The 25193-nt window shown below is 57.0% G+C and carries 21 protein-coding genes and 1 tRNA gene; 12 read left to right on the forward strand and 10 right to left on the reverse strand.

Annotated features, from left to right (window positions below; translation table 11 throughout):
* Window positions 1–165: 165 nt before the first annotated feature.
* Window positions 166–242, forward strand: a tRNA-Met gene (locus tag G8764_RS19540).
* A 640-nt stretch (window positions 243–882) separates the two neighbouring features.
* On the opposite strand, the gene G8764_RS19545 is transcribed toward G8764_RS19540, so the two are convergent.
* Window positions 883–1671, reverse strand: a complete 789-nt coding sequence (locus G8764_RS19545; protein WP_166166993.1) for an SDR family NAD(P)-dependent oxidoreductase — start codon at window positions 1669–1671, stop codon at window positions 883–885.
* 103 nt (window positions 1672–1774) lie between these two features.
* Between G8764_RS19545 and G8764_RS19550 the strand changes: the two genes are divergently transcribed.
* Entirely contained in the window at window positions 1775–2674 is a 900-nt protein-coding gene (locus tag G8764_RS19550; protein ID WP_166166996.1) for a LysR family transcriptional regulator, read from the forward strand.
* Between the two features lie 192 nt (window positions 2675–2866).
* On the opposite strand, the gene G8764_RS19555 is transcribed toward G8764_RS19550, so the two are convergent.
* Both G8764_RS19555 and G8764_RS19560 read right to left on the reverse strand, forming a co-directional pair.
* Window positions 2867–4153, reverse strand: a complete 1287-nt coding sequence (locus tag G8764_RS19555) for a type II toxin-antitoxin system HipA family toxin (RefSeq protein WP_166166999.1) — start codon at window positions 4151–4153, stop codon at window positions 2867–2869.
* Window positions 4150–4482: a helix-turn-helix domain-containing protein gene (locus tag G8764_RS19560; RefSeq protein WP_166167002.1), complete on the reverse strand. Its 333-nt coding sequence runs from the start codon at window positions 4480–4482 to the stop codon at window positions 4150–4152. The genes G8764_RS19555 and G8764_RS19560 overlap by 4 nt, the downstream gene beginning before the upstream one ends.
* A 376-nt stretch (window positions 4483–4858) precedes the next feature.
* Here G8764_RS19560 and G8764_RS19565 point away from each other — a divergent pair, with 376 nt between their 5' ends.
* Window positions 4859–5968: a polysaccharide lyase family 7 protein gene (locus G8764_RS19565; RefSeq protein ID WP_166167005.1), complete on the forward strand. Its 1110-nt coding sequence runs from the start codon at window positions 4859–4861 to the stop codon at window positions 5966–5968.
* A 163-nt stretch (window positions 5969–6131) separates the two neighbouring features.
* Window positions 6132–6914 carry an enoyl-CoA hydratase/isomerase family protein gene (locus G8764_RS19570; protein WP_166167008.1) on the forward strand — a complete coding sequence of 261 codons (783 nt, stop codon included), beginning with the start codon at window positions 6132–6134 and terminating at the stop codon, window positions 6912–6914.
* A gap of 88 nt (window positions 6915–7002) precedes the next feature.
* Here the strand turns inward: G8764_RS19570 and G8764_RS19575 are convergent, their stop codons facing one another.
* The 7 genes from G8764_RS19575 to G8764_RS19605 all read right to left on the reverse strand — a co-directional run bounded on the left by G8764_RS19575 (window position 7003) and on the right by G8764_RS19605 (window position 14162).
* Window positions 7003–7278 carry a hypothetical protein gene (locus G8764_RS19575; RefSeq protein WP_166166903.1) on the reverse strand — a complete coding sequence of 92 codons (276 nt, stop codon included), beginning with the start codon at window positions 7276–7278 and terminating at the stop codon, window positions 7003–7005.
* A gap of 194 nt (window positions 7279–7472) precedes the next feature.
* Window positions 7473–8642, reverse strand: coding sequence for an NnrS family protein (locus G8764_RS19580; RefSeq protein WP_166167011.1), 1170 nt, complete (start codon window positions 8640–8642; stop codon window positions 7473–7475).
* A 293-nt stretch (window positions 8643–8935) separates the two neighbouring features.
* Window positions 8936–10294, reverse strand: a complete 1359-nt coding sequence (locus G8764_RS19585; protein WP_166167014.1) for an NAD(P)(+) transhydrogenase (Re/Si-specific) subunit beta — start codon at window positions 10292–10294, stop codon at window positions 8936–8938.
* Window positions 10294–10587: an NAD(P) transhydrogenase subunit alpha part 2 gene (locus G8764_RS19590; RefSeq protein WP_166167017.1), complete on the reverse strand. Its 294-nt coding sequence runs from the start codon at window positions 10585–10587 to the stop codon at window positions 10294–10296. The genes G8764_RS19585 and G8764_RS19590 overlap by 1 nt, the downstream gene beginning before the upstream one ends.
* 14 nt (window positions 10588–10601) lie before the next feature.
* Complete coding sequence (locus tag G8764_RS19595; protein WP_166167020.1) at window positions 10602–11747, reverse strand: Re/Si-specific NAD(P)(+) transhydrogenase subunit alpha; 1146 nt, start codon at window positions 11745–11747, stop codon at window positions 10602–10604.
* 286 nt (window positions 11748–12033) lie between these two features.
* Window positions 12034–13053, reverse strand: coding sequence for a tyrosine-protein phosphatase (locus G8764_RS19600; protein WP_166167023.1), 1020 nt, complete (start codon window positions 13051–13053; stop codon window positions 12034–12036).
* A gap of 206 nt (window positions 13054–13259) precedes the next feature.
* Complete coding sequence (locus G8764_RS19605) at window positions 13260–14162, reverse strand: AraC family transcriptional regulator (protein WP_166167026.1); 903 nt, start codon at window positions 14160–14162, stop codon at window positions 13260–13262.
* Window positions 14163–14552: 390 nt separating this feature from the next.
* On the opposite strand from G8764_RS19605, the gene G8764_RS19610 reads away from it, so the two are divergent.
* The 8 genes from G8764_RS19610 (at window position 14553) to infB (ending at window position 25166) form a co-directional block, all read left to right on the forward strand.
* Window positions 14553–15971: an aldehyde dehydrogenase family protein gene (locus G8764_RS19610; RefSeq protein ID WP_166167029.1), complete on the forward strand. Its 1419-nt coding sequence runs from the start codon at window positions 14553–14555 to the stop codon at window positions 15969–15971.
* A 46-nt stretch (window positions 15972–16017) separates the two neighbouring features.
* A complete protein-coding gene (locus G8764_RS19615) occupies window positions 16018–17184 on the forward strand; it encodes an acyl-CoA dehydrogenase family protein (RefSeq protein WP_166167032.1) in 1167 nt (388 codons plus the stop codon).
* Window positions 17181–17954 (forward strand): enoyl-CoA hydratase, encoded by a 774-nt coding sequence (locus G8764_RS19620; RefSeq protein WP_166167035.1) that lies wholly within the window; start codon window positions 17181–17183, stop codon window positions 17952–17954. Before G8764_RS19615 ends, G8764_RS19620 begins: the two co-directional genes overlap by 4 nt.
* A gap of 40 nt (window positions 17955–17994) precedes the next feature.
* Entirely contained in the window at window positions 17995–19107 is a 1113-nt protein-coding gene (locus tag G8764_RS19625) for an enoyl-CoA hydratase/isomerase family protein (protein WP_166167038.1), read from the forward strand.
* A gap of 25 nt (window positions 19108–19132) precedes the next feature.
* The gene (gene mmsB, locus G8764_RS19630) at window positions 19133–20023 is read left to right on the forward strand and encodes a 3-hydroxyisobutyrate dehydrogenase (protein ID WP_166167041.1); all 891 of its coding nucleotides are present in this window, start codon (window positions 19133–19135) and stop codon (window positions 20021–20023) included.
* A 382-nt stretch (window positions 20024–20405) separates the two neighbouring features.
* Complete coding sequence (rimP, locus tag G8764_RS19635) at window positions 20406–20861, forward strand: ribosome maturation factor RimP (protein ID WP_166167044.1); 456 nt, start codon at window positions 20406–20408, stop codon at window positions 20859–20861.
* 59 nt (window positions 20862–20920) lie between these two features.
* Window positions 20921–22414: a transcription termination factor NusA gene (gene nusA, locus G8764_RS19640; RefSeq protein ID WP_166167047.1), complete on the forward strand. Its 1494-nt coding sequence runs from the start codon at window positions 20921–20923 to the stop codon at window positions 22412–22414.
* Window positions 22415–22442: 28 nt separating this feature from the next.
* On the forward strand, window positions 22443–25166 hold the full coding sequence (gene infB, locus G8764_RS19645; protein ID WP_166167050.1) for a translation initiation factor IF-2: 2724 nt from the start codon (window positions 22443–22445) through the stop codon (window positions 25164–25166).
* Window positions 25167–25193 lie beyond the last annotated feature (27 nt).

Consider the following 25193-nt stretch of genomic DNA (forward strand, 5'->3'; position numbering starts at 1 on the left):
CAGCGCTTTACCGGGGCCGTCGCCGCTGCAATTTTTACGATTTTGGCCCTTTTGCAACTTGTTGAAAAATAAACGCAAAATTCCTGTTGCAGCTGTTGACCACTGTAAAAACCATCCCTATAATGCGCGGCCTTGGTTAGGGAAACACACCTACCAAGTTGTTGATGCGGGGTGGAGCAGTCTGGTAGCTCGTCGGGCTCATAACCCGAAGGTCGTAGGTTCAAATCCTGCCCCCGCTACCAAATTCCAAAAAACCGCCAGTGCTTGAAGCCCTGGCGGTTTTTTTATGGGCGCAAATTTTGGGGCCAAGGGGGTAGGGTGCAGAACCTACCCAGGTTCGAGTGATTGCGGCTGAGCAATCACCAACAAGCCGCGCTAGCGGCGCAGCCCGCAGGGGACTTGCAGCCCTTAGGCTGCAAGGATTCAATCCTGCCCCCGCTACCAAATTCCAAAAAACCGCCAGTGCTTGAAGCCCTGGCGGTTTTTTTATGGGCGCAAATTTTGGGGCCAAGGGGGTAGGGTGCAGAACCTACCCAGGTTCCAGTGATTGCGGTTGAGCAATCACCAACAAGCCGCGCTAGCGGCGCAGCCCGCAGGGGACTTGCAGCCCTAGGGAGCCTGCCAGACTTAGGATTACCCTGCTGCGGCGGCGGGAAATTGGCTCATTTTTCCGTTCATTTTCGTTGAATAGAACCACTATTCGCCTCAAATGACCAAAAAAATGATCTCAATTTCTCGCGCGCCTCGTTACGGGCACCTAAGCCCGGCAGGCTCCGTGGCTGCAAGGATTCAATCCTGCCCCCGCTACCAAATTCTAAAAAACCGCCAGTGCTTGAAGCCCTGGCGGTTTTTTTATGGGCGCAGGTTTTGGGATTAATCAGATTAGAATACTGAACGTACTATCCCTCCATCAATTCTGAGCGCCGCGCCGTTGATCGCCGAAGAGAGAGGGCTGCTTAGGAAGCATACAAAATCAGCAATCTCTTTTGGGTCAATCAGGCGACCTATAATGGAGGTTGGACGATTTTCACGCATAAACTTCTCTTCAGCGGCCTCGTATTCCATTTCGGGAAATAGGTCCTGAATAAATGTTTTCACGCCTTCGGTACGAGTTGACCCCGGCAGGATGGTATTTACAGTAACGCCTGTGCCTTTTGTTAACTCAGCCAAGCTGCGCGATATGGACATCTGCATTGTTTTAGTAGCGCTATAATGAGCCATTTCCGGTGCTGGGTTCACAGCGGATTCACTAGAGACAAACAGCAGGCGACCCGTGTTGCGGGCAATCATAGCTTGTAAATAATGGCGGCTGAGACGAACACCGGACTTGATATTCACATCGATGATTTTTTGCCACTGCTCATCGGTGCTGTCGAAGAATTCGACCGACTCATAGATACCCAAGTTGTTAATTAAGATGTCAACTCCAGGTAGCTCCCTGATCGTCTTTTCATTGCCTTCGAGCGTTGCGTTGTCAGCGACCAGACTGATTAGTTGCGCATTTGGTACCCGCTTGACAATGGCTTCCATCGCGCTCTGAACAGCCTGTTCAGAGCGTCCATTGATGACAACATTAGCTCCTTCAGCGGCTAAAGCGGTAGCGATTTCCAGGCCGATCCCTCCTGAAGAGGCTGTGATCAATACTGTTTTTCCGGTTAGTTCTAGATTCATGGGATGTCTCTGCCTATCACGTTGAAAGAGATGGCAGAATAATTCATTTTATTCGTGCAATTAATGCCTATAATTAAACAATACTTTTGCAAACGAGGAATCAATGAGTGTCGCCGTCGATCAGCTAAGAGCCTTAATTACTGTTGCTCAATCTGGAAGTTTCAGTCGTGCCGCCGAGCTGCTAGGGCAGACGCCGTCTTATGTTAGCCGAAAGGTCAGCGGCCTTGAGCAGCAGTTGGGTATTCGGCTGTTTACTCGAACTACCCGTAAATTGAGTTTGACCCCAGAGGGGAGTGAGGTGTTAGGGAAGGCTTTAGAGGCCATGAGGATTATTGATGACATTGGAGACAATGCTCTCCACGGGCAGCGCGAACCTCAGGGCAAGCTTAAGGTCGATGCTGCTTCGCCCTTTTTACAGCAGTGCATCATTCCCAATATTGCTGGTTATCAACAGGCATACCCGAAGGTGGAAATCGAGTTGACGAGCTTTGATCGGGTAGTAGATCTCGTCGAAAACCAGATCGATATTGCCTTCAGGATTGGCGAGCTTCGTGATTCTTCGCTGCATTACAAACTCATTGGACGCTCCAGGCTGCAGATACTGGCTAGCCCGGCTTACCTGGAAAAGTATGGCAAGCCGGAGACCCCTGAGGCTCTGAATCAACATAAATGTTTGGGATTTTCTCAGCCGCTTAGCTTGAATAAATGGCCGGTAAAGGTTGCTGCAAATAAAGACGGATTGGTTATTACTCCCGTGTTAACGGCAAGTAGTGGTTCGGCGCTCAGGCAGCTGGCACTAGAGGGCGTAGGTGTTGTTTGCCTGGCAGGGTTTATGACTTACGACGATATAATATCAGGCCGGCTTGTGCCTTTGTTGGGCGACTATGTTTTAGAGCGTTATCAGGTGATCAATGCAGTCTTCTATCGTGATTATCAAAGTTCAATGAAGCTAAATAGTTTCATTGATTTTATTAGTCAGAGCATAGCGGGTCGATTGGAATAAGAGCTGCGGTGATTTAATCGGGCCCGCTGCAAGCTTTAACACGCGCCGCGGCGCGCTTTAAGTTGTTCGTGGATAAGGGGGCGAAGGGATTATTTTTGAACCAACTTATCCTGCCAGTGCTTGTAGCTCTGGCTTTTTTTATGGACGCAGCTTTTGGGTTGAATTCAGAAAAGCCGCTAGAGTCAAATAGCTCTAGCGGCTTTTTTTATGGGCATTTGTTTCTATTTGGAAGTCTGCATGCAGACTCGACCAGTGATTGATCAGTTGTTTTTTGTGAGAAGTGTTCATGGGCAGGTCTTTTAATGCAATCGGCCACAGCTCTCTGGCTTTGTTCATGGTATCGTTTAGATGTGGTTTTATCGCCCGCCAGGGCGCACCGGATTTTTTAGCAAAGCGCTCGAAATGGTTCAGGTTGACTCTGGCCCATTCCTTGTTTTTTACCAAATTGAGTGCGAATTCTTTTTCACCCTCGATGTATACACTGGTTGTGACGATATCATAGGCCGGTGAGAGTTCCGGCGTGATCTGGTCTGGGTAGAGCAGACTCCAGTTTTTTAAATGCGCATCGCCATTGGCAAGCAAAATATTGATCAGCAGTCGCCGTGCAAACTGCTGGACGTTCGCCAGTCCGTCCCCGGTGTAGTCATACAGGATTTTGCCGATATTTTCATAGTTGCCACCTTCATATTTCTGGTGCGGGTATTTCACCAGAACTTGCGCGAAATCCTCCATGTGAATGCGTGCCTGCCTCTCGCGGTCAAACCGCTTGATGGCGAAAGCTTGCTGTTCATTTGGCAGATTAATTTGGGGCAGGGTATCAATGCTGCCCATATCCACAAGCTGGATCTCGGGAATATCCACGCCGGCCAGTGCGGCCAGTTTCATCGCGGTGTATTCATTTAGCGGTACATCCTTGTGGCGCGTAGAGGGCGTTTTGATAATCCAGTCACCAAGTTCACCGTTTTGTGCCAGTTGATAGCGGCCATCTTTTTCTTTCATGGAAAATTTCATTTGCACCCCCGCCAGTGAAAACCGGTTGCCGGGGCTTTGCGTTTCCATTTTTATCGCATTGGCTTTTCCGTGATTGCTGAGAATGTGCTCCGGCACTTCGTCTGGCGCCATCGCCGTGGCGATCACGGCTCCGGGCAGGTCGAGACCGAGATAGGAAAAAATCCGGAACTCATTATCGGTGTGAGTTTTGAGGCCTTGCGCCAGCAACTCCCGAAGCGCACCCTCGGGTAAAAGGTTCGAAAGTGTCGGGTAGAGGCGCTGGTTTCTGGCGTGGGTTTTGGAAAGCACTTTATCGGCGTTTGCGAAGTGCGGATGGGTAGTCAGGCTGAATGTCGGGCGCTGTGGGTCATTCCGGAAGTCGTCGGCAAAGATCAGCTCATTGCGGCCGCCTTGGTAGCCGACCAGATAGCCGACCAACACGTCATGCAGGCTCAGCTTGAGGACTTGTGCGCTTTCTTGATCGTTCATTCATCACCTTCCAATATGTCATCCCACGGGTTGGTGTCTGAATCATTGCTTCTGCTGTCTTTGTTGTTTTTGTGTGGCGATTTGCCTGGCTTTGAATCGTAGCGTCCTTCAATCACGGCCTGAACCATTGTGAGCTTTTCCTGCGGGATCAGCATGAGTTCCATCTTCAGTCCTTTGGCTACCAGCTCCAGGTTATCCAAGCGCGGATTGCCGCCTGATTCGAGGCGCTGGTATTGCTGGCGCGGCATACCGATGCGCATAAACATATCGCCCTGCTTGAGTCCAAGGGCCTTGCGGCGTGCTTTAAGTTGTTCGTGTATTCTGCTCATCACCACCACCAAGAAGCATATATGCTGCTTTAGAATATATTAGCTACATATACGTTTCTTTTTTCTTAAAAGCAACAAAAAAGTATCTTTGCGCCTGTGATTGTCTAAAATACCCAAAAAGAAATATATATGTTGCTTTTTATTTGTCGGTTTGAAAATCATAAATCTCCGCTTCCATCATGATCTCAGGGCTAACTTTCTCCCGACCTTCCTGGCCGCTGCCGACTTCAGGACAAATCAGGGCGTGATTTTTTTATGGCATTCTGGGAATATGTGCGGCTCATCTCGACCACAAATAATATTCGTCAAGTTTTCTTCCGGTCTGCAGTGCCAAAAGCTCCAGCACTGGTGGCAAACTTTTATTTGGAGTTTTGCAATGTATAACACTCGCTGTATCCTGGCTCTCGCCGCCACTATCGCCCTGGCTGGCACGGGTTGCTCCCCGGAATCTTCGCAGGAGACGGCCGCTGTCACAGACACTACACCGGCCACGCAGATCAGCGCCGCGCCGCCGGTGCCGGCCAGTAAATTCGATTTGAGCCACTGGTACCTCGATGTGCCGGTTGACCTGAACCAGGACGGCAGGGCCGATACCATCAGTGCCGCCGAGCTGCAAAACTATTCCCATCCCGACTTTTTCTATCTGGATGAGCAGGGCCGGCTGGTGTTTGCCAGCCCGAATAAAGCCACAACAACCAAGACATCCACCAACACACGCAGTGAGTTGCGCTATATGAGTCGCGGCGCAGATACGTCGATCCCGACCAAAGCGCCGGCGAATAATTTTGCCCTTGCGGCCCACAAGGACGCTGCCAGTTTTGCCTCCATCGGCGGCCGCATGGAAGCCACCCTGCAGGTCGATCACGTCTCTCGCAACGCTGGTCACCCGCACAAATACCCGGCTTACTCCGCCGTAATCGGTCAAATTCACGCGCTTAAAATGGAGCAAAAGACAGACGGTTTTGGCTATGGCAATGAGCCGCTGAAGATCTTTTACAAGAAGTGGCCCAACCATGAGAATGGGTCAGTGTTTTGGACCTACGAGAGAAACCTGCCGGTGGACGACCCCAATAGGGTAGACATCGCCTACAGCGTATGGGGCAACAGCTGGGATAATCCGGACGATCCGGGCGACCGGGGTGTGGCACTGGGAGAAGAGTTCAGCTATACGGTGAATGTGCATGAAAACACCATGCATCTTATCTTTGCAAGCGTGAAGCACGGCACGGTGCGCCATTCGATCAACCTTGCCAACAATGTCGACGCCAATGGCAAGGTTGACAGTAACGATCACCCGCTGGGCTACAGTGGTGATCCGCTCTACTTTAAAGCCGGCCTGTACAATCAATGCAGCACCAAGGTGGATGAGAGCTTTCGCTATCCCGCCTGCCCAGGGACTGGCGACTGGAAAACGGATTACGCCGCTGGTAACTACGCCAAGGCAAGGTTTTCCCGGCTCGTCGTCAGCGATGCCACGCCGATGTAAATCGATCCGGGCGGTGTCGCGTTTACAAGTATTGACGCAGCAGGGCCGAAAGCCGGGTTATAATCGCCGCCCATCAGATACAAGACAATGAACGAAATTCACAGAGCCAGGTAGCTGCCACAGCGAGCAGCGAGCACCAAGCACCAAGCAGGAGAAATTATCCATGAGCGACTACCAAACCCTGAACTTCGAAATGTCCGGCAGTGTGGCGGTGATTACCCTCAACCGCCCGGAGGCTGCCAATGGCATCAACTTGCAGATGAGTGTGGAGTTGTCGGAAGTCGCGCGGCGCTGCGAGTGCGACCCGGAATTGCGGGCCGTGTTGCTGACCGGTACCGGCAAATTGTTTTGCGGCGGTGGCGATGTTCATGAAATGTCCACCTATAGTGATGCTGGCCTCAAGCTGAAGGAGCTGGCGGATGCCTTGCACCGCGCATTGATCAGCTTCGCCAATATGCGCGCACCTTTGATTGTCGCCGTCAACGGCACCGCGGCCGGCGCCGGTTTTAGCCTGGTGACAGGCGCGGATTACGCCATCGCCGTAGACAATGCCAAATTCACCATGGCCTATACCAAGATTGGCTTGAGCCCCGACGGTGGCGCCAGCTATCACCTGCCGCGGCTGGTGGGCGCGCGCAAGGCGTACGAACTGATCGTCACCAATCGAGTGTTGTCGGCCCAGGAGGCGCTGGAGTGGGGTTTGTTAAACCAGGTCGTAGGCGCAGACGAATTAATGGATGTGGCAATGGGATTGGCCAACTCGATGGCCGCGGGCTCGATCGATTCCAATGGCAGCGTCAAGCGGTTGTTGAAGGCGAGTTTTGGCAACAGCCTGGAAAGTCAATTGGAGCTGGAGTCAAACAATATCTCCAGCAATGCCCGCAGCGCTAACGGAGTGGAAGGAGTAAAGGCGTTTACCGAAAAGCGTGCGCCGGTCTTCAAATAACTTGCTAGAAGTAACTTGCCAGAAGTAACTTGCCAGAAGTAACTTGCCAGTAGCGATGCAGATATTCCAGGTTTAAGCGGGCGCCGGGTTACTCGCCCAGTGCGTCCTTGGCGCTGACCGCCGGCCGGCTTTCCCGGGTGCCGCGCATGGTCTTTTCGATCTTGTCGATGGGCACGTTGGGGTCGTAGTGGGCGAGCATGACATGGTCGTCGGCGACGCTGACCAGGATGCCGACAAAGGGCATGTCGCCAAAACTCTCGGGTACCCGGTAACTGACGATGTCGCCGGGCTTGAAGGTCTTTTCATCAAAGTTAAATTCAAATGGGCAGTTGTCGCCGTTGCTCTCGCCGCTCATGTCTTTCATCGGTGCGTACCTCGCTGTTGCACTATTCGTTCAGTTTTAATTTTTTTTATTCACTATGGCCCAGTTTACTCTGCTGGCCAGGATTTATCCCAGGCAAGATTTGTTAATGCGATTGTGGGTTGCGGGCCGTGTGGTGTGCAACGGCTATTGGCTGGCCTTGGCACTGGCTGGTAATGGTATTCGCCGGGCAGGGGTTAGCCCGGTTTGCCATCCGCCCTTGGGCCTACCAAGATAGGCAGGTAAACCAGGGCAAAGACTGTGAAGCTGGCTATCCAGAGCACTTGCGCCAGCAGTATCCAGCTCTGGTAGTGCGCGGGCCACAATAGCGGCAACACCACTCGCACCACGCCGCTGGCAAACAGCAGGCAGAAAATGGGCCCAAGGATTCGCGGTGCTGCATAGATATTACGGCCGGTGTGGCCCAGGGCGATGCGTGCCATCATGCCGAGGGTCATGCTGGCGATACCGCTCATGGCAAAGGCGTGCAGTGCGAGCAATGGATTTAACTGCAGGGCAATGCTGATGGCCTTGAAGGCGAAACTCAGGGTCAACAGTAAATAGGCGAGGTAGAGTACCCAAAGCAGTGGTTGTTGCCAGATGACACCATGGTACCAACCCGCCAGGCGAATACTGTGCAAGACAAACAGTAGCGCGGCCAGCAGTGCCGCCGGGGTGGAAAACGGCAGCCACAATTCCGCCAGCCAGAACAGCAGGAACGCCACCAGGCTGCTGAGGTCGAGCCAGCGCCGGTTCCTGAGTTGCAGGGGTTGCTCGCTGGCGCGCTCGATAAAAAAGGGCAGCACCCGCCGGCCGATGGTCAATACCAGCGCGAGCACCAGGTAGAGGCCGCTGTACAACCCCAGGCGCACGCCGTCATTGATCACCTCAAAAATACCCAGGTAAAACACCAGGTTGCTGGCGCAAAGTAACACCAGCTTGCCAATGATGGCGTAATTGGCGCTCGACCTGGCCTTGATAATTGGCGCGCTGGCGGCGGCAGTTAAGCCCAGCATAAACAGCAAGTCGAAGCTCGCAACCCATGCAATTGGCACTTTACTGCCGCAGAGAGGCAGTGCCCGGGCGGCGAGCCAGGCCAGGAACAGCAGCGCGAGCGGGTAACCGTGCAAGGTGCGGATGCCGGTCCAGTTGCCGATGGCGGTCAGTAAGAACCCGGCCACCACCGCCATGGCGTAGCCGTAAATCATCTCGTGGCCGTGCCAGCTGACGGGATTGACCGGGTAGAGCGGCAGCGGGATCTGCAGGCTGTAGATTGCGGTCCACAGGCCCATGGCCGCGATCGCGTACAAGATGGCGCCGAGGAAAAAGGGGCGAAAGCCGATACTGAACAGAGTTGGGGAGGACATATTGGACTAGCCTGGTTCGCTGGGCATGATGGGGGCCGGGCTCTGGTAGGGGAAGGCGGTTAGTTGTGGCTGGTTAGTTTTGGCTTGATAGTTTTGGTTTGAAAATTTTGCTTGGGTAGCTGGGTACCGCTGTCTTGGAATAACAGGAGGGTACGGGAACGGAGCTTTGCTGGCAAGATTTGTGCGCGGCGGGGCTTGTGTGGCAGGGCGGGGTTTGTATGGTAAGGCGGGTTTGGCAAAATTGCTTGCCGGTGCGCAGTGCACCGGCAAGCAGCTTCGTTTAACGGTCTGGCTTAGCCAAATTCCCGAATCAGGTGACTCAGGGTTTCCTTGGCGTCGCCGAACACCATGCGCGTGTTCTCCTTGAAGAACAGCGGGTTGTCGATGCCGGCGAAGCCCGAGGCCATGGAGCGCTTCAGGACAAACACGGTGCGGGCCTTGTCGACGTTGATCACCGGCATGCCGTAGATGGGGCTGCCCTCCATCTCCCGGGCGGCGGGGTTGACCACGTCGTTGGCACCGATAACGATGGCCACGTCGACCGTTTCCATGCGCGGGTTGATGTCGTCCATCTCCAGCAGCAGGTCGTAGGATACATCTGCCTCGGCCAGCAGCACGTTCATGTGGCCGGGCATACGACCGGCCACCGGGTGAATACCATAGATCACCTCGGCGCCGTTCTCTTCCAGCAGTTCCTGCAGTTCTTTCACCGCGTGCTGGGCCTGGGCCACCGCCATGCCGTAGCCGGGGATGATGGCCACGGTGCTGGCGGCTTCCAGTACGTAGAAGGCGTCGTCGGCGGTGATCGGCTTGACCTCGCCCTCGATCTTCATGTCCATGGACTTGACCTTGCTGAAACCGGAGAAGAGCACGTTGCTCAGGGAACGGTTCATGGCCTTGCACATGATGTTGGTGAGGATGATACCCGAGGCGCCCACCAGCGAACCGGCCACGATCAGCAGGTTGTTGTTGATGGCGAAACCGGCGGCACAGGCGGCCAGACCGGAGTAGCTGTTGAGCAGGGAGATCACCACCGGCATGTCGGCGCCGCCGATGGGGATGACCACCAGCACGCCGAACACTACCGCCAGGGCGATGGCCGCGTACAGGTAGCTGAGGTTCTCCGGCTGCTGCACAAACAGGTAGCCGGCGACGAAGATGGCGATGATCACCGCGCTGTTGACCACGGCCTGGCCTTTGAACATCAGCGGCTTGCCGGGCATGATCTCACTGAGCTTGCCGTAGGCCACCAGGCTGCCGGTAAAGGTCACGCCACCGATCAGGATGGAGAGGAAAATGGTGGTCAGCACGATACCGCCGGCGTCCGGGGCAATGGCCGCCCAGCCCACCAGCAAACTGGCGATACCGCCAAAGCCGTTGAACAGGGCCACCATCTCCGGCATGGAGGTCATGGCGACGCGACGGGCGGCCACAGCACCGATAACGGCGCCAATGGCGACGGCGATGGCGATGTAGCGGAAGTCGACAATGCCCTGGTCGAGCAGGGTGACCACCACGGCGATCAGCATGCCGATGGCCGACAGGGTGTTACCGCGGCGCGCCGTGGCCGGCGAGCCGAGCATCTTCAGGCCGATGATAAACAGCGCCGCGCTAACGACGTAACTGAATCCGATCAATGATGACAAAGCCATTACTTCTTATCCCCTTTCTTCTTGAACATGCCCAGCATGCGGTCGGTCACCATGTAACCGCCCACCACGTTGATGGTGGCAAAAGCCACTGCGGCGGCACCCAGCAGGGTCGCCATTTGCGGGTCGGCACTTTTGCCGGCCAACACGATGGCGCCGATCAGGGTGATCCCGGAAATGGCGTTGGAGGCCGACATCAGCGGCGTGTGCAAGGTGGCGGGGACCTTGTGAATCAGTTCGAAACCCAGTATCACTGACAGCATCAGGATAAAGGTTAAAAAGATATACACTTCCATCAGAGTTACTCCTGTTAGCCCTTGTCGGGCTGGTAGTGGTTGCGGATGGTGGCGTTGACCAGCTCGCCCTCATGGGTGATGACGCAGCCACTGATGTCGTTGTCGAAATCCAGGGTCATGCGCTTCTGTTCTTCGTCCCAGAACTCATCGATCAGGTTAAAGACGTTGGAGGCGTACATCTGACTGGCATCCCGCGGGACTTCATTGGACCAGTTGCCGGTGCCGATGATCTTGACCCCGCCCTCGGTAACCACCACTTCGCCGGGCCTGGAGCCCTCGACGTTGCCGCCGGTCTCGGCGGCCATGTCCACAATCACACTGCCGGGCTTCATGGCAGCGACCGCATCGGCGGTGACAATCAGCGGCGGTTTGCGACCGAACACCTGGGCGGTGGTTATGACGATGTCGGACTCGGCGATCTCCGCCTTCTGTCCTTCTTTTTGCTTCTCCAGCTGCTCCGGGGTCAACTGCACGGCGTAGCCGTCCTTGGTCTGGCCGGTTTCACCGAGATCGATATGCAGGAACTTGGCACCCACCGACTGCACCTGTTCGGCTACCACTGAGCGGGTGTCAAAGGCGGTGACCTTGGCGCCGAGGCGCTTGGCGGTGGCGATGGCCTGCAGGCCCGCTACACCGGCGCCGATAACAAACACCTTGGACGGCTTCAGGGTGCCGGCCGGGGTCATCATCATGGGCAGGATCCGGTCCAGTGCGGCGGCGGCTTTCAGCACCATGACGTAACCGGCCAGGTTGGCCTGGGAGCTGAGGGCGTCCATTTTCTGCGAGCGGGTGGAGCGGGGAATCATCTCCATGGAGATGCCGGTGACCCCGGCACTGCCCATAGCTTCAATCAGGCCGCGCTCATTGAACGGATCGAGGTAGCTGATGGAAATAGCACCCTTCTTATAGCTGGCCAGGTCGTCGCTGGATGGCTTGTGAATGCGCACCACGATATCGGCGTCCTTGAGGCTGGCTTCAATGCCTGTGACCACTTCGGCACCGGCTTCACGGTAGCTGTCATCGGTAAAGCCGGCACCGGCACCGGCACTGGCTTCAATGGCAACGCGCGCACCGACCCGGCTGAGCTTTTTGACAAACTCGGGAATCAGGGCGACGCGGTTCTCTCCTTTTTGTTTCTCTTTCGGCACAACGATAAGCATGGGGACCCCACTGTTTATAGCATTTGGTCTACTTGAAATTGGTCGCGAATTGTAGCAGATGAATTGCGCGCGGATAGTGTCTAAACGGATTAAAGCCTATATTTTTGGGGAATATTGTCCATATGGTGAGATAATAATGCTGTAATCGGTTGCAGGATTTGTTCAGTATTTGACCAGGTGGTGGCTGGTATCAGCCGGCCGCTGCTTCGGCCAGCGGCGTCCGGTTTTGTCTATTTTATGGCTGTTCTTGAGGCTATACAGTTGAGGCTAAGGGGCTGGCTGAAAATCAGGGTTCCAGGTAGCGCTGGCGCAACGCCTGGAGTGCGTGTTCATCCAGCTCCATCTTGTTGCGGATAAAGGTGTCCACATCACCGTGTTCGGCCTTGATGGTGTCGAAGGCGGAGCGCAGGTAATCGGCGTGAACCTCAAAAATAGGCTCTGCTGCCTTCTTGTCCAGGGTGATTCCGGTGAAGTCGCTCAGCCAACGCATCGAGTAATCCATGTCGAGGAACTCGTTGGTGAGCAGGTAATCGTGAAAAATGGTTTGCTCCGGTACTCCGAGCGCCGCCAGAATAATAGCCGCCCCAAATCCGGTGCGGTCCTTGCCGGCGGAGCAGTGAATCAGGGCGGGGCCCTCGCTGGCCAGGATAGACTGAAACATATCGCGATAACTTTCGGTTTTGTTCTGCACGATTTCGCGGTTGATGTGCAACATTTTCTTGCGCCCCGCGGCGCGGATAGCATTCGCCCCCTTGATGTCTTTCAGCATGCCGAACAGCTCGATGTTATCGCCGGGGTTGAGTCGCAGCTGGACGATTTGGGGTGTGTGGCCTTCGGCGAGGCTGGTGGGGTTCAGGTCCATCTCCGGCTGGGTGCGGAAGTCGCACACCAGGTTGATGCCCAGCGCGGCGATCATCTGCTTGTCGGACTCGGTCAGCGAGCCCAGGTGACCGCTGCGGTACAGCGCCTGCCAGCGCACCCGGCGGCCGTCGGTCGTATGGTAACCGCCAAAGTCGCGAAAGTTACGCACCCCTTCAGCCGGCACGACCCGGTCGGTGATGACGTGCTCTTCTCCGCTCGGGGTCAGCAGGTGAAAAAAAACCGTGCCCTCGGTGTCCGGCACGGTAATCACCGCTTGTTTGGCGCTGTAATCCAGCTCCGTTTCGCAGACCAATTTACTGTTTATGGCCTGCTGTGGGGAGTCGGTCACGGAGACCTTGAGCTTGCCGCTTTTACCACCCGGCCAGCGCAATTCGTAGGCGTTGTGGGCGGTGCGGCGGGCGCGATAGGGTTCTGCTGTTTTCATGGTGCATCTACTGTCAGTAAGTCTGTTTAGCCTGGGTTGGTTCTGCATGGGACGCAAGTACATGCCGCGTTGATATTAGTGGAAATTTAAAAGGGATGACATGGCCGTCGCCGCAACATTATGTAAGTTATGGTAAAGCCGGCCGCGAATACTCTTTCTCTATATTGCGGGGGCAATGTGAGCCTGTACTGATTCACCTGGTACATTCAGATAGCGTGCAGCTCGCGGTATTTCTGCGGCGAAATCCCGATGATTTTCTTGAACTGGCGGGAAAAATACAATGGATCGGTGTAACCCAGTTCCGCGGCCACGGTTTTGATGGCCGCTTCGGAGCTGTCCAGCAATGCACAGGCGCGCTCCATCTTCAGGTGGATAAAGTGCTGGATGGGGGTGTGCCCGGTGCTCTCCTTGAAGCGGCGAATAAAGTGGTATTTGGACAGGTTGGCCATGGCTGCCAGCTCCTCCAGATCCAGGTCCTTGGCGATATGGCGCTGCATATGCTCCAGCAGTTGCTCCATGCCCAGGTTGGGGTTGAGGGTCAGGCGGCGCTGGGACACGGCCGCTGCCATATCGGTCAGCAGTGCCCGCAGGTGATTGGCGGCCTGGATAAAGCTGTTCAGGGCCAGGCCCTGGCGACGAATGCCGAGCAGTTCTTCAAAGCTGCTGATCAGGCTCGCCTGCAGCCCAAGGGGGGTGACCACTCGCTCCAGCTTGATGAAATCCACGTAGGCCTCGCTGAGCGGGCCGACAAAGTGCACCCAGAAAATGGTCCAGGGCTGCTTGCGGTCAGCCCGGTAGCTGTGGGCCAGGCCGGGTGGCAGCAAGATCAGGTCGCCGGAGTTTACCGTGTAGTCGGCGCTGCGGGCGTGCAGGGTGCCTGCACCCCCGGTGCAGTACATCAGCAGGTAGGAGTCGTGACTGCGGCGCGCCATGCGGTGTTTTTCGGCCCGCGGGTAGTAGCCCATGGCCAGCGGCAGCAGGTCGGCGCTGAGAGGGTGTTGCAGCAAGCTCGAGACAATGAACTGCGGGGTTATCTGGCGGATGCCGGCTGCCGGCAGGGGCCAGTGGGAAGTGATTTTGTCGTCGTCTGTAAAGCGGGAGTCAATCATGGTTATTATCCATAAATATAGGCCGTGTGCCGCAATCATAGCTCAGTTCAATAGCTCTCAATAGCAATATAGTCCATATAGTCCGCAATTTAATCAATTTTTACTGCCCCTGACAGGTGCTTAAATAGCCCTCTATCAATGACTAACAACAACAAAGCGTTGCAGCAGTTTTATCAGCCTCCCCGGCTGGCAGTGGGTTTTGTGGCGGGCATGTGCGCCGCAGCAAAGTTGAGCCGTTGCCGTATGGATACGCCGAAACAGTTTCTTCGATGCCACTTTGCCAGACCACTGTTCGATGCCGCACAGGCGGGCAGCGGGGCCTGATAGTCAGCGGTAACTTGTTGTAACCCAGAGAGAATTATTACAAGCCCACCGGGCAGGAGAAGATTGATGACAGTACAAGCCCCAATCGCACAGTCTGCGGACGCAGCTGAAATCGCGGCCCTGATCGAGCGCTCACGCAAAGCCCAGGCGCAAATCGCCAACTACACCCAGGCGCAGGTGGATGAGCTTATCACCGCCATGGTGTGGGCAGTGTGCCGGCCCGGTGTAGCGGAAGAGATTGCCCAGTTCACCGTCGATGAGACCCAGCTGGGTAACTACGAGGGTAAATTCCTGAAGATATCGAAAAAAACCCGCGCCACCCTGGTGGATATCATCGACGACAAATCGGTGGATGTGATCGAGACTGACCCGGTGCGTAATATCATCAAGATTGCCAAGCCGGTTGGGGTTATCGGGGCGCTGATCCCCTGTACCAACCCGGAAGCCACCCCGGTAATCAAATCTATTTCTGCCATCAAGGGGCGCAATTCCATCGTGCTCGCGCCGCACCCGCGCTCCAAACTCACCAACAAAAAGATCGTCGGCTTGTTGCGCGAAGCCATCAAGGCCTGCGGCGCGCCGGAAGACCTGGTGATCGGCATCGATGTGCCGAGCATGGAAAAAACCGAAGCGCTGATGAAGCAGTGCGACCGCATCCTCGCCACCGGCGGTGGGGCCATGGTCTCTGCCGCCTACTCCTCCGGTACTCCGGCGCTGGGTGTGGGCGTGGGTAACGCAGTCATTACCGTGGACGACACCGCCAATTTGGACGAGGCAGCGGAAAAAATTCGCATCTCAAAAACCCTCGACCTCGCCGCTTCCTGTTCGTCCGACAACTCGGTCGTGGCTTTCGCATCTATATATGACCAGTTGTTGGAGAAGCTGATCGCCGAGGGCGGTTACCTGGTCAATGAAGTTGAAAAGCAGAAGTTGCAGGAAATTATTTGGGAGGATGGTCACGTCAATTCAGCCATCGTGGCCCAGCCAGCCAGCAAGATTGCCGCCATGGCCGATATCGACCTGCCCGAGGGCAAGACCTTCTATATTGTGCCGGAGACCGGTGCCGGCGTCGATTACCCGTTCTCGGGTGAAAAGATGTCAGTGGTTATGGCTTTCTACAAGGTAGCGGATATGGATGAGGCGATTGCCCTCACCAATGCCATCCAGGCCTACCAGGGGCAGGGACACTCCTGTGGTATCTACTCCTACAGCGACGACAACGTGCTGCGCTACGGCCGCGAAACCAGAACCTCGCGGGTGATGGTAAACCAGCCGCAGGCGCCATCCAACAGTGGTAATATCTGGAATGGCATGCGCCAGACCTTCTCCCTGGGCTGTGGCTCCTGGGGCGGCAACAGCACCAACAACAACATCACCTGGCAGGACCTGGTGAACATCACCTGGATCTCCAAGCCATTGGAGCAGCACAAGGTGATTCCCTCCGATGAGGAGTTGTTTGGTGCCGTGATGAGCAAATTTAACTGAGTGAGCGCCGCTAAAAACACAACAAAAGCAGAGACGGGATACGCTTATGGATTTCAATCTTAACGACGAGCAAAAAGCTTTCCAGGAGGCGGCTCGCGCCTTTGCCCAGGGTGAAATGGCGCCGCTAGCGGCGGAGTGGGACGAGCAGAAAATCTTTCCCCGCGATGTGATTAAAGCCGCCGGTGAAATGGGCTTTTGCGGCATGTACTCGCCGGAAGAATGCGGTGGGCTGGGCTTGTCGCGGCTCGATACCAGCATAATCCTGGAGGAGCTGGCGGCCGGTTGTACCTCCACCGCCGCCTTTATCTCCATTCACAATATGGCCACCTGGATGCTCTGCAGTTGGGGCAGCGATGAACTGAAGGCCGAGTGGGCCACGGCCCTGACCAGCGGCGAAAAGCTGGCCTCCTACTGCCTGACTGAACCCAGTGCCGGCTCCGATGCCGGCGCACTGCGCTCTACCGCCAGGCTCGATGGCGATGAGTATGTGATCAACGGCAGCAAGATGTTTATCAGCGGTGCCGGCAGCACCGAGATGCTGGTGGTCATGTTGCGCACTGGCACTCAGGACTCCGGTGCCAGGGGCATTACCGCCTTTGCCATACCCGCCGATGCCGAGGGCATCGAGTATGGCAAGAATGAAGTCAAGATGGGCTGGAACAGTCAGCCCACCCGGGCGATCAGCTTTGATAACGTGCGGGTGCCCGTGAGTCACCGTCTCGGTGCCGAGGGTGAGGGCTTCAAGATTGCCATGAAGGGCCTGGATGGCGGCCGCATCAATATCGCCATCTGTTCCGTGGGCGCGGCCCAGGCCTGCCTCGACATCACCCAGCGCTATATGCGCGAGCGGGAACAGTTTGGCCACCCCATTGCCGAGTTCCAGGCGCTGCAATTTCGCCTCGCCGATATGGTGACCGAACTGGTCGCAGCGCGGCAGATGGTGCGCATGGCCGCGGCGGCAGTGGACAACAACGACCCCGAAAAAACCGTGTACTGTGCAATGGCCAAGCGCTTTGCCACCGACGCCGGTTTTGAGGTTTGCAACCAGGCGTTGCAGTTGCACGGTGGCTACGGCTACCTGCGAGAGTACCCCATTGAGCGATTCCTGCGAGACTCCCGGGTCCACCAGATTCTCGAGGGAACCAACGAAGTGATGCGGGTGATTACCGCGCGTCGCTTATTACAAGAAGGCGCAACCGAGGACATTCGATGAGCACACTAAAGCTGGAAAAACGCGGCCATACCGCCATTGTCACCATGAACAACCCGCCGGCCAATACCTGGACGCCGGAGAGCCTCAACCAGCTCAAGGACATAGTCACCGAGCTGAATGCCGACCGCGACAACTACGCCCTGGTCATCGCCAGCGAGAGTGAAAAGTTTTTCAGCGCCGGCGCCGACCTGAACCGTTTCAATCACGACGATAAAGGCCTGTCGTTTGAATTTGCCAACGCCTTCGGCTCAGCCTTCGAAGCACTGGCCAATTACACCGGCGTATCCATCGCCGCCATTACCGGTTACGCCATGGGTGGCGGGCTGGAAGTGGCCCTGTCCTGCGACTTGCGCGTGGCCGAAGAGCAGGCGCAAATGGCCCTGCCAGAGGCCGGCGTCGGCCTGTTGCCCTGCGGACTGGGTTCCCAGCAACTGCCCTGGCTGGTGGGCGAATCCTGGGCCAAGCGCATGATCCTGCTGGGGCAGCGCCTGAAAGCCGACAAGGCGCTGGAAATCGGCCTGGTGGAAGAAGTGGTGCCCACCGGCTCGGCCCTCGACAAGGCGCTGGAACTGGCGGCGATGGCGGCCAAGCAGAGCCCGACCTCGGTGCGCTACTGCAAGCAGTTGATTATGGCGGCTCGCAGCCAGCCCATGGCCACCGCGTTTGCCACCGAGCGGGAGCTGTTCGTCAAATTGTGGGACAGCGAAGACCAGAAAGAGGGCGTGGGTGCCTTTGTCGAGAAGCGCAAACCCGAGTGGAAAAATCGCTGATCGCAGCGTTCCTGAACGAACAAGCAGTTGGGCAAATATTATGACGACAGAAGATAACAACGCGCCGGTATTAATCGAAACGCTGCCATCGGGTGGCGGCTACCGGGTGGGCCTGGCGACCCTCAACGCGCCCAAGTCACTCAATGCGCTGACCCGGGATATGGTCGATATCCTGCTGCCGCAGCTGCAGCAGTGGCAAGCGGATGACTCTATTGCTTGTGTGGTACTGCGCGGCAGTGGCGACAAGGGTTTTTGTGCCGGCGGCGATGTGGTGCAGTTGCGCAACTCCTCCCTCGCCGGCGACGGCGCCGCCGCCGCTTTCTTCGAGCAGGAATACCGGCTCGACTACCTGATTCATACTTACAGTAAGCCCATAGTGGTCTGGGGGCACGGCATCGTTATGGGGGGCGGTCTCGGCCTGTTGGCGGGAGCCAGCCATCGGGTGGTCACCGCCAAGACCCGGCTGGCCATGCCGGAAGTGACCATTGGCCTGTATCCGGATGTGGGCGGCTCCTGGTTCCTGAACAAGATGCCCGGTCGCAGCGGTCTGTTTGTGGCCCTCACCGGGGTTTCCATCAATGCCGGTGACACCCTCTACCTGGGCCTGGCGGATCACTTCCTCGCCCATGAGCAGTGGGCCGAATTTATCGCCGGTCTGGGGGATATGAGCTGGGCCGAACCCGTCTCTCACAGCGCAGACCTGACGCGCTTGTTACAGGGTTTATCCACCAGCGCCGGTGAGCCGCCGGTCTCCGCTGTGCGCGAGCACTATGATGTGATCCAGGCCATGACCGCAGGCCCCACCCTGGAGGAGGTGGTCACTGCCATCACCAGTTACAGTGGTGATGACAAGTGGCTGGCCGGTGCCGCCAAAACCCTGGCCAGTGGTTGCCCGACCACAGTCTACCTGATTGCCGAACAGCTCAAGCGCAGCCTGCACATGTCCCTGCGCGAGGCGTTCCAGATGGAGCTGGTGCTGTCCGCCAATTGCATGGGTTTCCCGAACTTCGCCGAGGGCGTACGCGCGCTGCTGGTGGATAAGGACCAGCAGCCCAAATTCGAGCCTGCAACCCTCGCTGCAGTTACCCCCGAGCTGGTGGCGGCCCATTTCGTGCCGCCCTGGGATGGCGCCAACCCCCTCGACGACCTCTGACAATAATTTGTACAAGGAATAACCTATGTCTCAGCAAGTAGCATTTATCGGCCTCGGTAATATGGGTGGGCCCATGGCCGCCAACCTGGCCAAGGCCGGCTTTACCGTCAAGGCGTTTGACCTTTCAGCCGAGGCGCTGGAGAAGGCCGCCCAGGCCGGCTGCCAAACCTTCACTGACCCCTGTGAGGCCGCCACCGATGTGGACTATGTGGTCACCATGTTGCCCTCCGGGCCGATTGTCGAGGCTGTCTATATCCACCAGCAGAAGCTGCTCGACGCGGTCGGTAAACACACCCTGCTGATCGATTGCTCCACCGTGGCCGCGGAAAACTCCCGCAAGGTGGGGGTTGAGGCGGAGAAGCGCGGCCTGCACTTTATCGACGCGCCGGTATCGGGCGGCACCGGGGCGGCGGCAGCGGGTACCCTGGCCTTTATGTGTGGCGGTGAGCCCGAGGATGTCGAGCGCGCCAAAACCGTACTCAATGCCATGGGCAGCAATGTCTTCTACGCCGGTGGCCACGGCGCCGGCTCGATTGCCAAGCTGTGCAACAACATGCTGCTGGCCGTGCATATGATCGGCACCGCCGAAGCCTTGCAGATGGGGGTCAACAACGGTCTCGACCCCAAGGTGCTGTCGGAGATCATGCTGAAGAGTTCCGGCTGTAACTGGTCGCTGGAGAAGTACAATCCCTACCCTGGCGTGATGCCCAATGTACCGGCCAGCAAGGGTTACGAGGGCGGCTTTATGATCAACTTGATGCTGAAGGACCTGGGGCTGGCCATGGATGCTGCCAAGGGCTCCAATTCTGCCGTGCCCATGGGTGCGCTGGCCCAGAGCCTGTATACGGTTCTCAAGCACCAGGATGAGCGCCAGGGTATGACTGACTTCTCCAGCGTTCTCAAATTGCTGCAGTGAGGTCTGTGGCCGCGGCCGGCTATTTAACTTGATGCTGGGCCCGGTATTTTGCTATACTTCGCCGCCTCGATTGTGCGGGCTTGTTTCAGACGGTCAACACCAGTCGGTCAGGCATCACCGGGTGAATTGAATCCGGGGCTGTGGCTTGAAGCTGGTAAGGTGTACTGAAACCGGGTAAGGACGCAGCAGGAAAGCCCCTCATGCCAGGGGCTTTTTCGTATGTAGAGTTTTGCTACGTACGGCATTGAGCGCGAGTGTTCCCGCCGCTTGGGCCGGGTTTACGCGAAACGATGAGTTTAATGGTTGCGACAGGCAACCGTAGACGCGATGGGCCTAGTGCCCATTTTTTGTTTGTACAGATTGCCGGGTAGCGGTTGCGAAAATGGCCTCCAAACACGATCAATTGTTAGAACTTCTGGCGCCAGTGGTTGAATCCATGGGCTGCCAGCTCTGGGGCCTGGAGTACTTCTCCCAGGGGCGCCACAGCACCCTGCGCATTTATATCGAGCGCCCGGAAGGTGTCGGCCTGCAGGAATGTGAACAGGTCAGTCGCCAGGTCAGCAGTGTGCTGGACGTGGAAGACCCCATTGCCGGGGAGTACACCCTGGAGGTGTCTTCGCCGGGTATGGATCGGCCGCTGTACACGCTGGAGCAATTTGCGCGCTATGCCGGTGAGCAGGTGTCGGTAAGGCTGCGCTCGGCGTTCGAAGGGCGCCGCAAGTTTAGCGGCCAGTTGCGCGGCGTCGAAGGTGACGAAGTATTGGTGGTGGTGGACGAGCATGAGTACTTGTTGCCCATCGAGTTAATAGAAAAAGCGAACGTAATTCCCCGCTTTTAGGGGCTGCACTGTTTTAAAGGGCTGCACTCGAGGCAGCGGAACGAAGCTGAGGCTTAGACATGAGCAAAGAAATTCTGTTGGTCGCGGATGCGGTTTCAAACGAAAAGGGTGTCGACAAGGGCATCATTTTTGAGGCGATTGAGCTGGCCCTGGCTGCGGCTACCCGCAAGCGCTACGACGAAGACTCCGACATCGAGGTGAAGATCGATCGCAAGACCGGCGATTACGTCACCACGCGCCGTTGGGAAGTGGTGGCGGATGACACCATGGCCCTGTTGGGCACCCAGTTCACCACCGAAGAAGCGCTGGAGAAAGACCCATCGCTGAAAGTGGGTGACATCTACGAGGAAGTGGTCGAAAACGTTGAATTTGGCCGTATTGCCGCCCAGGCCGCCAAGCAGGTGATCGTGCAGAAGGTGCGCGAGGCCGAGCGCGAGCAGGTGGTTGAGCAGTACCGCGACCGGGTCGGTGAATTGATCAGCGGCACGGTCAAGAAAGTGACCCGCGACAGCATCATTGTCGACCTGGGCAACAACGCCGAAGGCCTGCTGCCCCGCGACCAGCTGGTCGGGCGCGAGGTCTTCCGCATGGGTGACCGAGTGCGGGCCCTGCTGCTGGATGTGCGCAGTGAACTGCGCGGCCCGCAGCTGTACCTGAGCCGCTCCTGCCCGGAGATGCTGGTGGAGCTGTTCAAAATTGAAGTGCCGGAAATTGCCGAGCAGGTGATTGAATTGAAAGCCGCAGCGCGGGATCCGGGCTCACGGGCCAAGATCGCCGTCTACACCAACGACGGTCGCATCGACCCGGTAGGTGCCTGTGTCGGTATGCGCGGTTCGCGGGTGCAAGCGGTATCCAACGAGCTGGGTGGTGAGCGCATCGATATCGTGCTCTGGAACGACAACCCGGCCCAGTTTGTCATCAATGCCATGGCGCCGGCAGAAATTGAGTCCATCGTGGTGGATGAAGATACCCACTCCATGGACGTTGCAGTGGCAGAGGACAACCTGGCCCAGGCCATTGGTCGCGGCGGCCAGAACGTGCGCCTCGCCACCGAATTGAGCCAGTGGGAAATCAACGTCATGAGCGTTGAAGAGTGGCAGTCCAAGCAGCAGGAAGAGTCGGGCTCCTACATGGAGGTGTTCATGCAGGCGCTGGATATCGACGAAGATGTGGCCACTGTACTGGTAGAAGAAGGTTTCACCAGCCTGGAAGAAATCGCCTACGTACCGCTGGAGGAACTGTCCAATATCGAAGGTTTTGACGAAGACATCGCCGAAGAGCTGCGCTCCAGGGCCAAGGATGCGTTGCTGACCCAGGCGCTGGCGTCGGAAGAGCAACTGGAAAATGCCGAACCAGCAGAAGACCTGCTGAATATGGAAGGTATGGACAGGCATCTCGCTTACCTGCTGGCCAGTCGCGGCATTGTGACAATGGATGATCTGGCGGAACAGGCAGTGGATGAGTTGCTGGACATCGATGGTATTGATGAAGAACGTGCCGCTGCATTGATCATGAAAGCTCGCGAGCCTTGGTTTGCAGAGGACCAGGGTTGAGCAGCATAGAGAGAATTGGGGAAAGATCATGGCAGAAGTAACCGTTAGCGAACTCGCCAGCTCAGTGGGGACAACAGAAGAGCGCTTGCTGAAGCAAATGGCCGAAGCCGGCCTGAAGCACAGCAGTGCCGGTGCGCTGGTGTCGGATGAAGAAAAGCAAAAGCTGTTGGCGTTTCTCAAGGCCAGCCACGGTGAATCCACCGAGGCGCCGAAGAAAATTACGCTGAAGCGTAAAACCACCACCACCTTGAAAACCGGCAGCGGCAGCGCCCGCAAGCTGGTCAATGTCGAGGTGCGCAAGAAGCGCACCTACGTCAAGCGCGACCCGGCGGAACTGCGCGCCGAAGCGGAGCGTGCAGCGGCAGAAGCTGCGGCAGCCGCCGCGCCCGAGGACGCCGCAGCCGCGGAAGCGGCCAGTGCTGATGCACCGGTGGCGGAGCAGCCAGTAGCGGCACCGGTGGTTGAGAAGGTCGAGCCTGCGGTTGTGGAAGAGCCGGTTTTTGTCGAGGAGATCCCCGAGCCGGAGCCAGCGGTGGAACACACCCATGAAAGCATTCTGGAAGCGGCGGAAGAAAGACGCCTGGCGGCCATGAGTGCGCGCCGCGAAGAGGAAGCTCGTCGCGCCAAAGAAGTTGCTGCAAAAGCCGAGAAAAAGGCCGCGGAGCAAGAGCCGGAACTGAGCGACGCCGAGATGCGCGCTGAGGCTGAAGCCAAGGCATTGAAGGCGCAGCAGGAAGAAGAGAAGGGCAAGCACGGCAAGAAGAAAGAGAAGCACCCTGTCACCGCCGACCTGGATGACAGTGACGATGACTCACCGCGCAAGAAAACGCCGAAGGCGGTGAAGAAGCCGGGCGCCAAGAAAGCCAATAAAAAAGCGCTGTTAAAAGAGTTGGACGAAGAAGACGATATCCTGGCGGATGGCTCTCGCAGGGGCCGTAGATCTTCCCGTCTGGCAATTAAACTGACAAACACGCATGGCTTTAAACGGCCAACGGGAAAAATTGTGCACGAAGTTCAAATACCTGAAACCATCGTGGTTTCCGACCTCGCACAGCGCATGTCTGTGAAAGCAGGCGAAGTCGTTAAAACGCTGATGAAAATGGGTACCATGGCGACCATGAACCAGGCCATTGACCAGGAAACTGCTCAGTTGGTGGTGGAAGAAATGGGTCACAAGGCCGTGCTGATGACCGGTAATGAGGTCGAAGAGCAGCTGGAAGAATTTATCGTTGCCGAAGGTGAGCTGCGCGGTCGCGCGCCGGTGGTTACCGTTATGGGTCACGTCGACCACGGTAAAACCTCACTGTTGGACTACATTCGCAACACCCGTGTGGTGTCCGGCGAAGCCGGTGGCATCACCCAGCATATCGGCGCCTACCGGGTGAAAACCGAGAAGGGCGAAATCGCCTTCCTGGATACCCCCGGCCACGCCGCGTTTACCGCGATGCGGGCCCGCGGTGCCCAGTGCACTGACGTGGTGATTCTGGTGGTAGCCGCCGACGATGGCGTCATGCCGCAGACCGAAGAAGCCATCCTGCACGCCCGTGCAGCAGGTGTGCCGATCGTGGTCGCCATCAACAAGTGCGACAAGGAAAACGCCGACCCGGATCGGGTCAAGAATGAACTGGCCGCCAAGGAAGTCATTCCGGAAGACTGGGGCGGTGACGTGCAGTTTGTGGAAGTCTCTGCCCACACCGGTGATGGCATCGACGAGTTGCTGGAAGCCGTGTCCCTGCAGGCGGAACTGCTTGAACTGCAGGCGCCTGTTGGCGTACCGGCGCGGGGTGTGGTGATCGAGTCTCGCATGGACAAGGGCCGCGGTATTGTTGCCACAGTGCTGGTACAAGCTGGCGAATTGAAACAGGGCGATATCATGCTGGCCGGCCACAGCTACGGTCGTGTGCGTGCCATGAACAACGAGCAGGGCAAGTCTGTCAGCGAAGCTGGCCCCTCCACTCCGGTAGAAATCCTGGGGCTGGATGCCGCTCCGGAAGCCGGCGAAGAATTTGTGATTGTGCCCAACGAGCGCAAGGCGCGCGAAGTGGCTGAGCACCGCTCCTCGAAAGAGCGGGAAGGTCGACAGCAGCGCCAGCAGGCCGCCAAGCTGGAAAATATGTTTGCCAATATGGGCGCCAATGACCAGAAAATCCTGCCGGTGGTTCTGAAAACTGACGTGCGCGGTTCACTGGAAGCCATCCAGTCGGCTCTGGTCGACATCGGCAACGAAGAAGTACAGGTGAATATCATTGTCGCCGGCGTCGGCGGTATCACTGAGAACGATATCAACCTGGCGCTCACCTCTGGTGCCATCGTCATAGGCTTTAACGTGCGGGCCGATGGCAGTGCGCGGCGCCTGGCCGAGCAGGAATCTGTCGAGATTCGTTACTACAGCATCATCTACCAGTTGCTGGATGACGTGAAAGGCGCTCTTTCCGGTATGCTGGATCCTGAGCGGGTGGAAGAAATTGTCGGTATCGCCGATGTGCGCGAAGTGTTCCGCTCGCCCAAGTTTGGCCAGGTGGCCGGCTGTATGGTGGTGGAAGGTACGGTGTATCGCAACGAGCCGATTCGGGTACTGCGCGACAACGTCGTGATCTACGAGGGTGAGCTGGAATCCCTGCGTCGCTTCAAGGATGACGTTGCCGAAGTTCGCAACGGCATGGAGTGTGGTATCGGTGTGAAGGACTACGACGTGAAGGTCGGTGACCAGATCGAAGTGTTCAAAGTCAAAGAGGTGGCGCGCGAGCTGTAACGGCTCGGGCACCGCCACGACAGGCAA

It is taken from the genome of Pseudomaricurvus alcaniphilus (assembly GCF_011440395.1).
GTDB lineage: Bacteria > Pseudomonadota > Gammaproteobacteria > Pseudomonadales > Cellvibrionaceae > Pseudomaricurvus > Pseudomaricurvus alcaniphilus.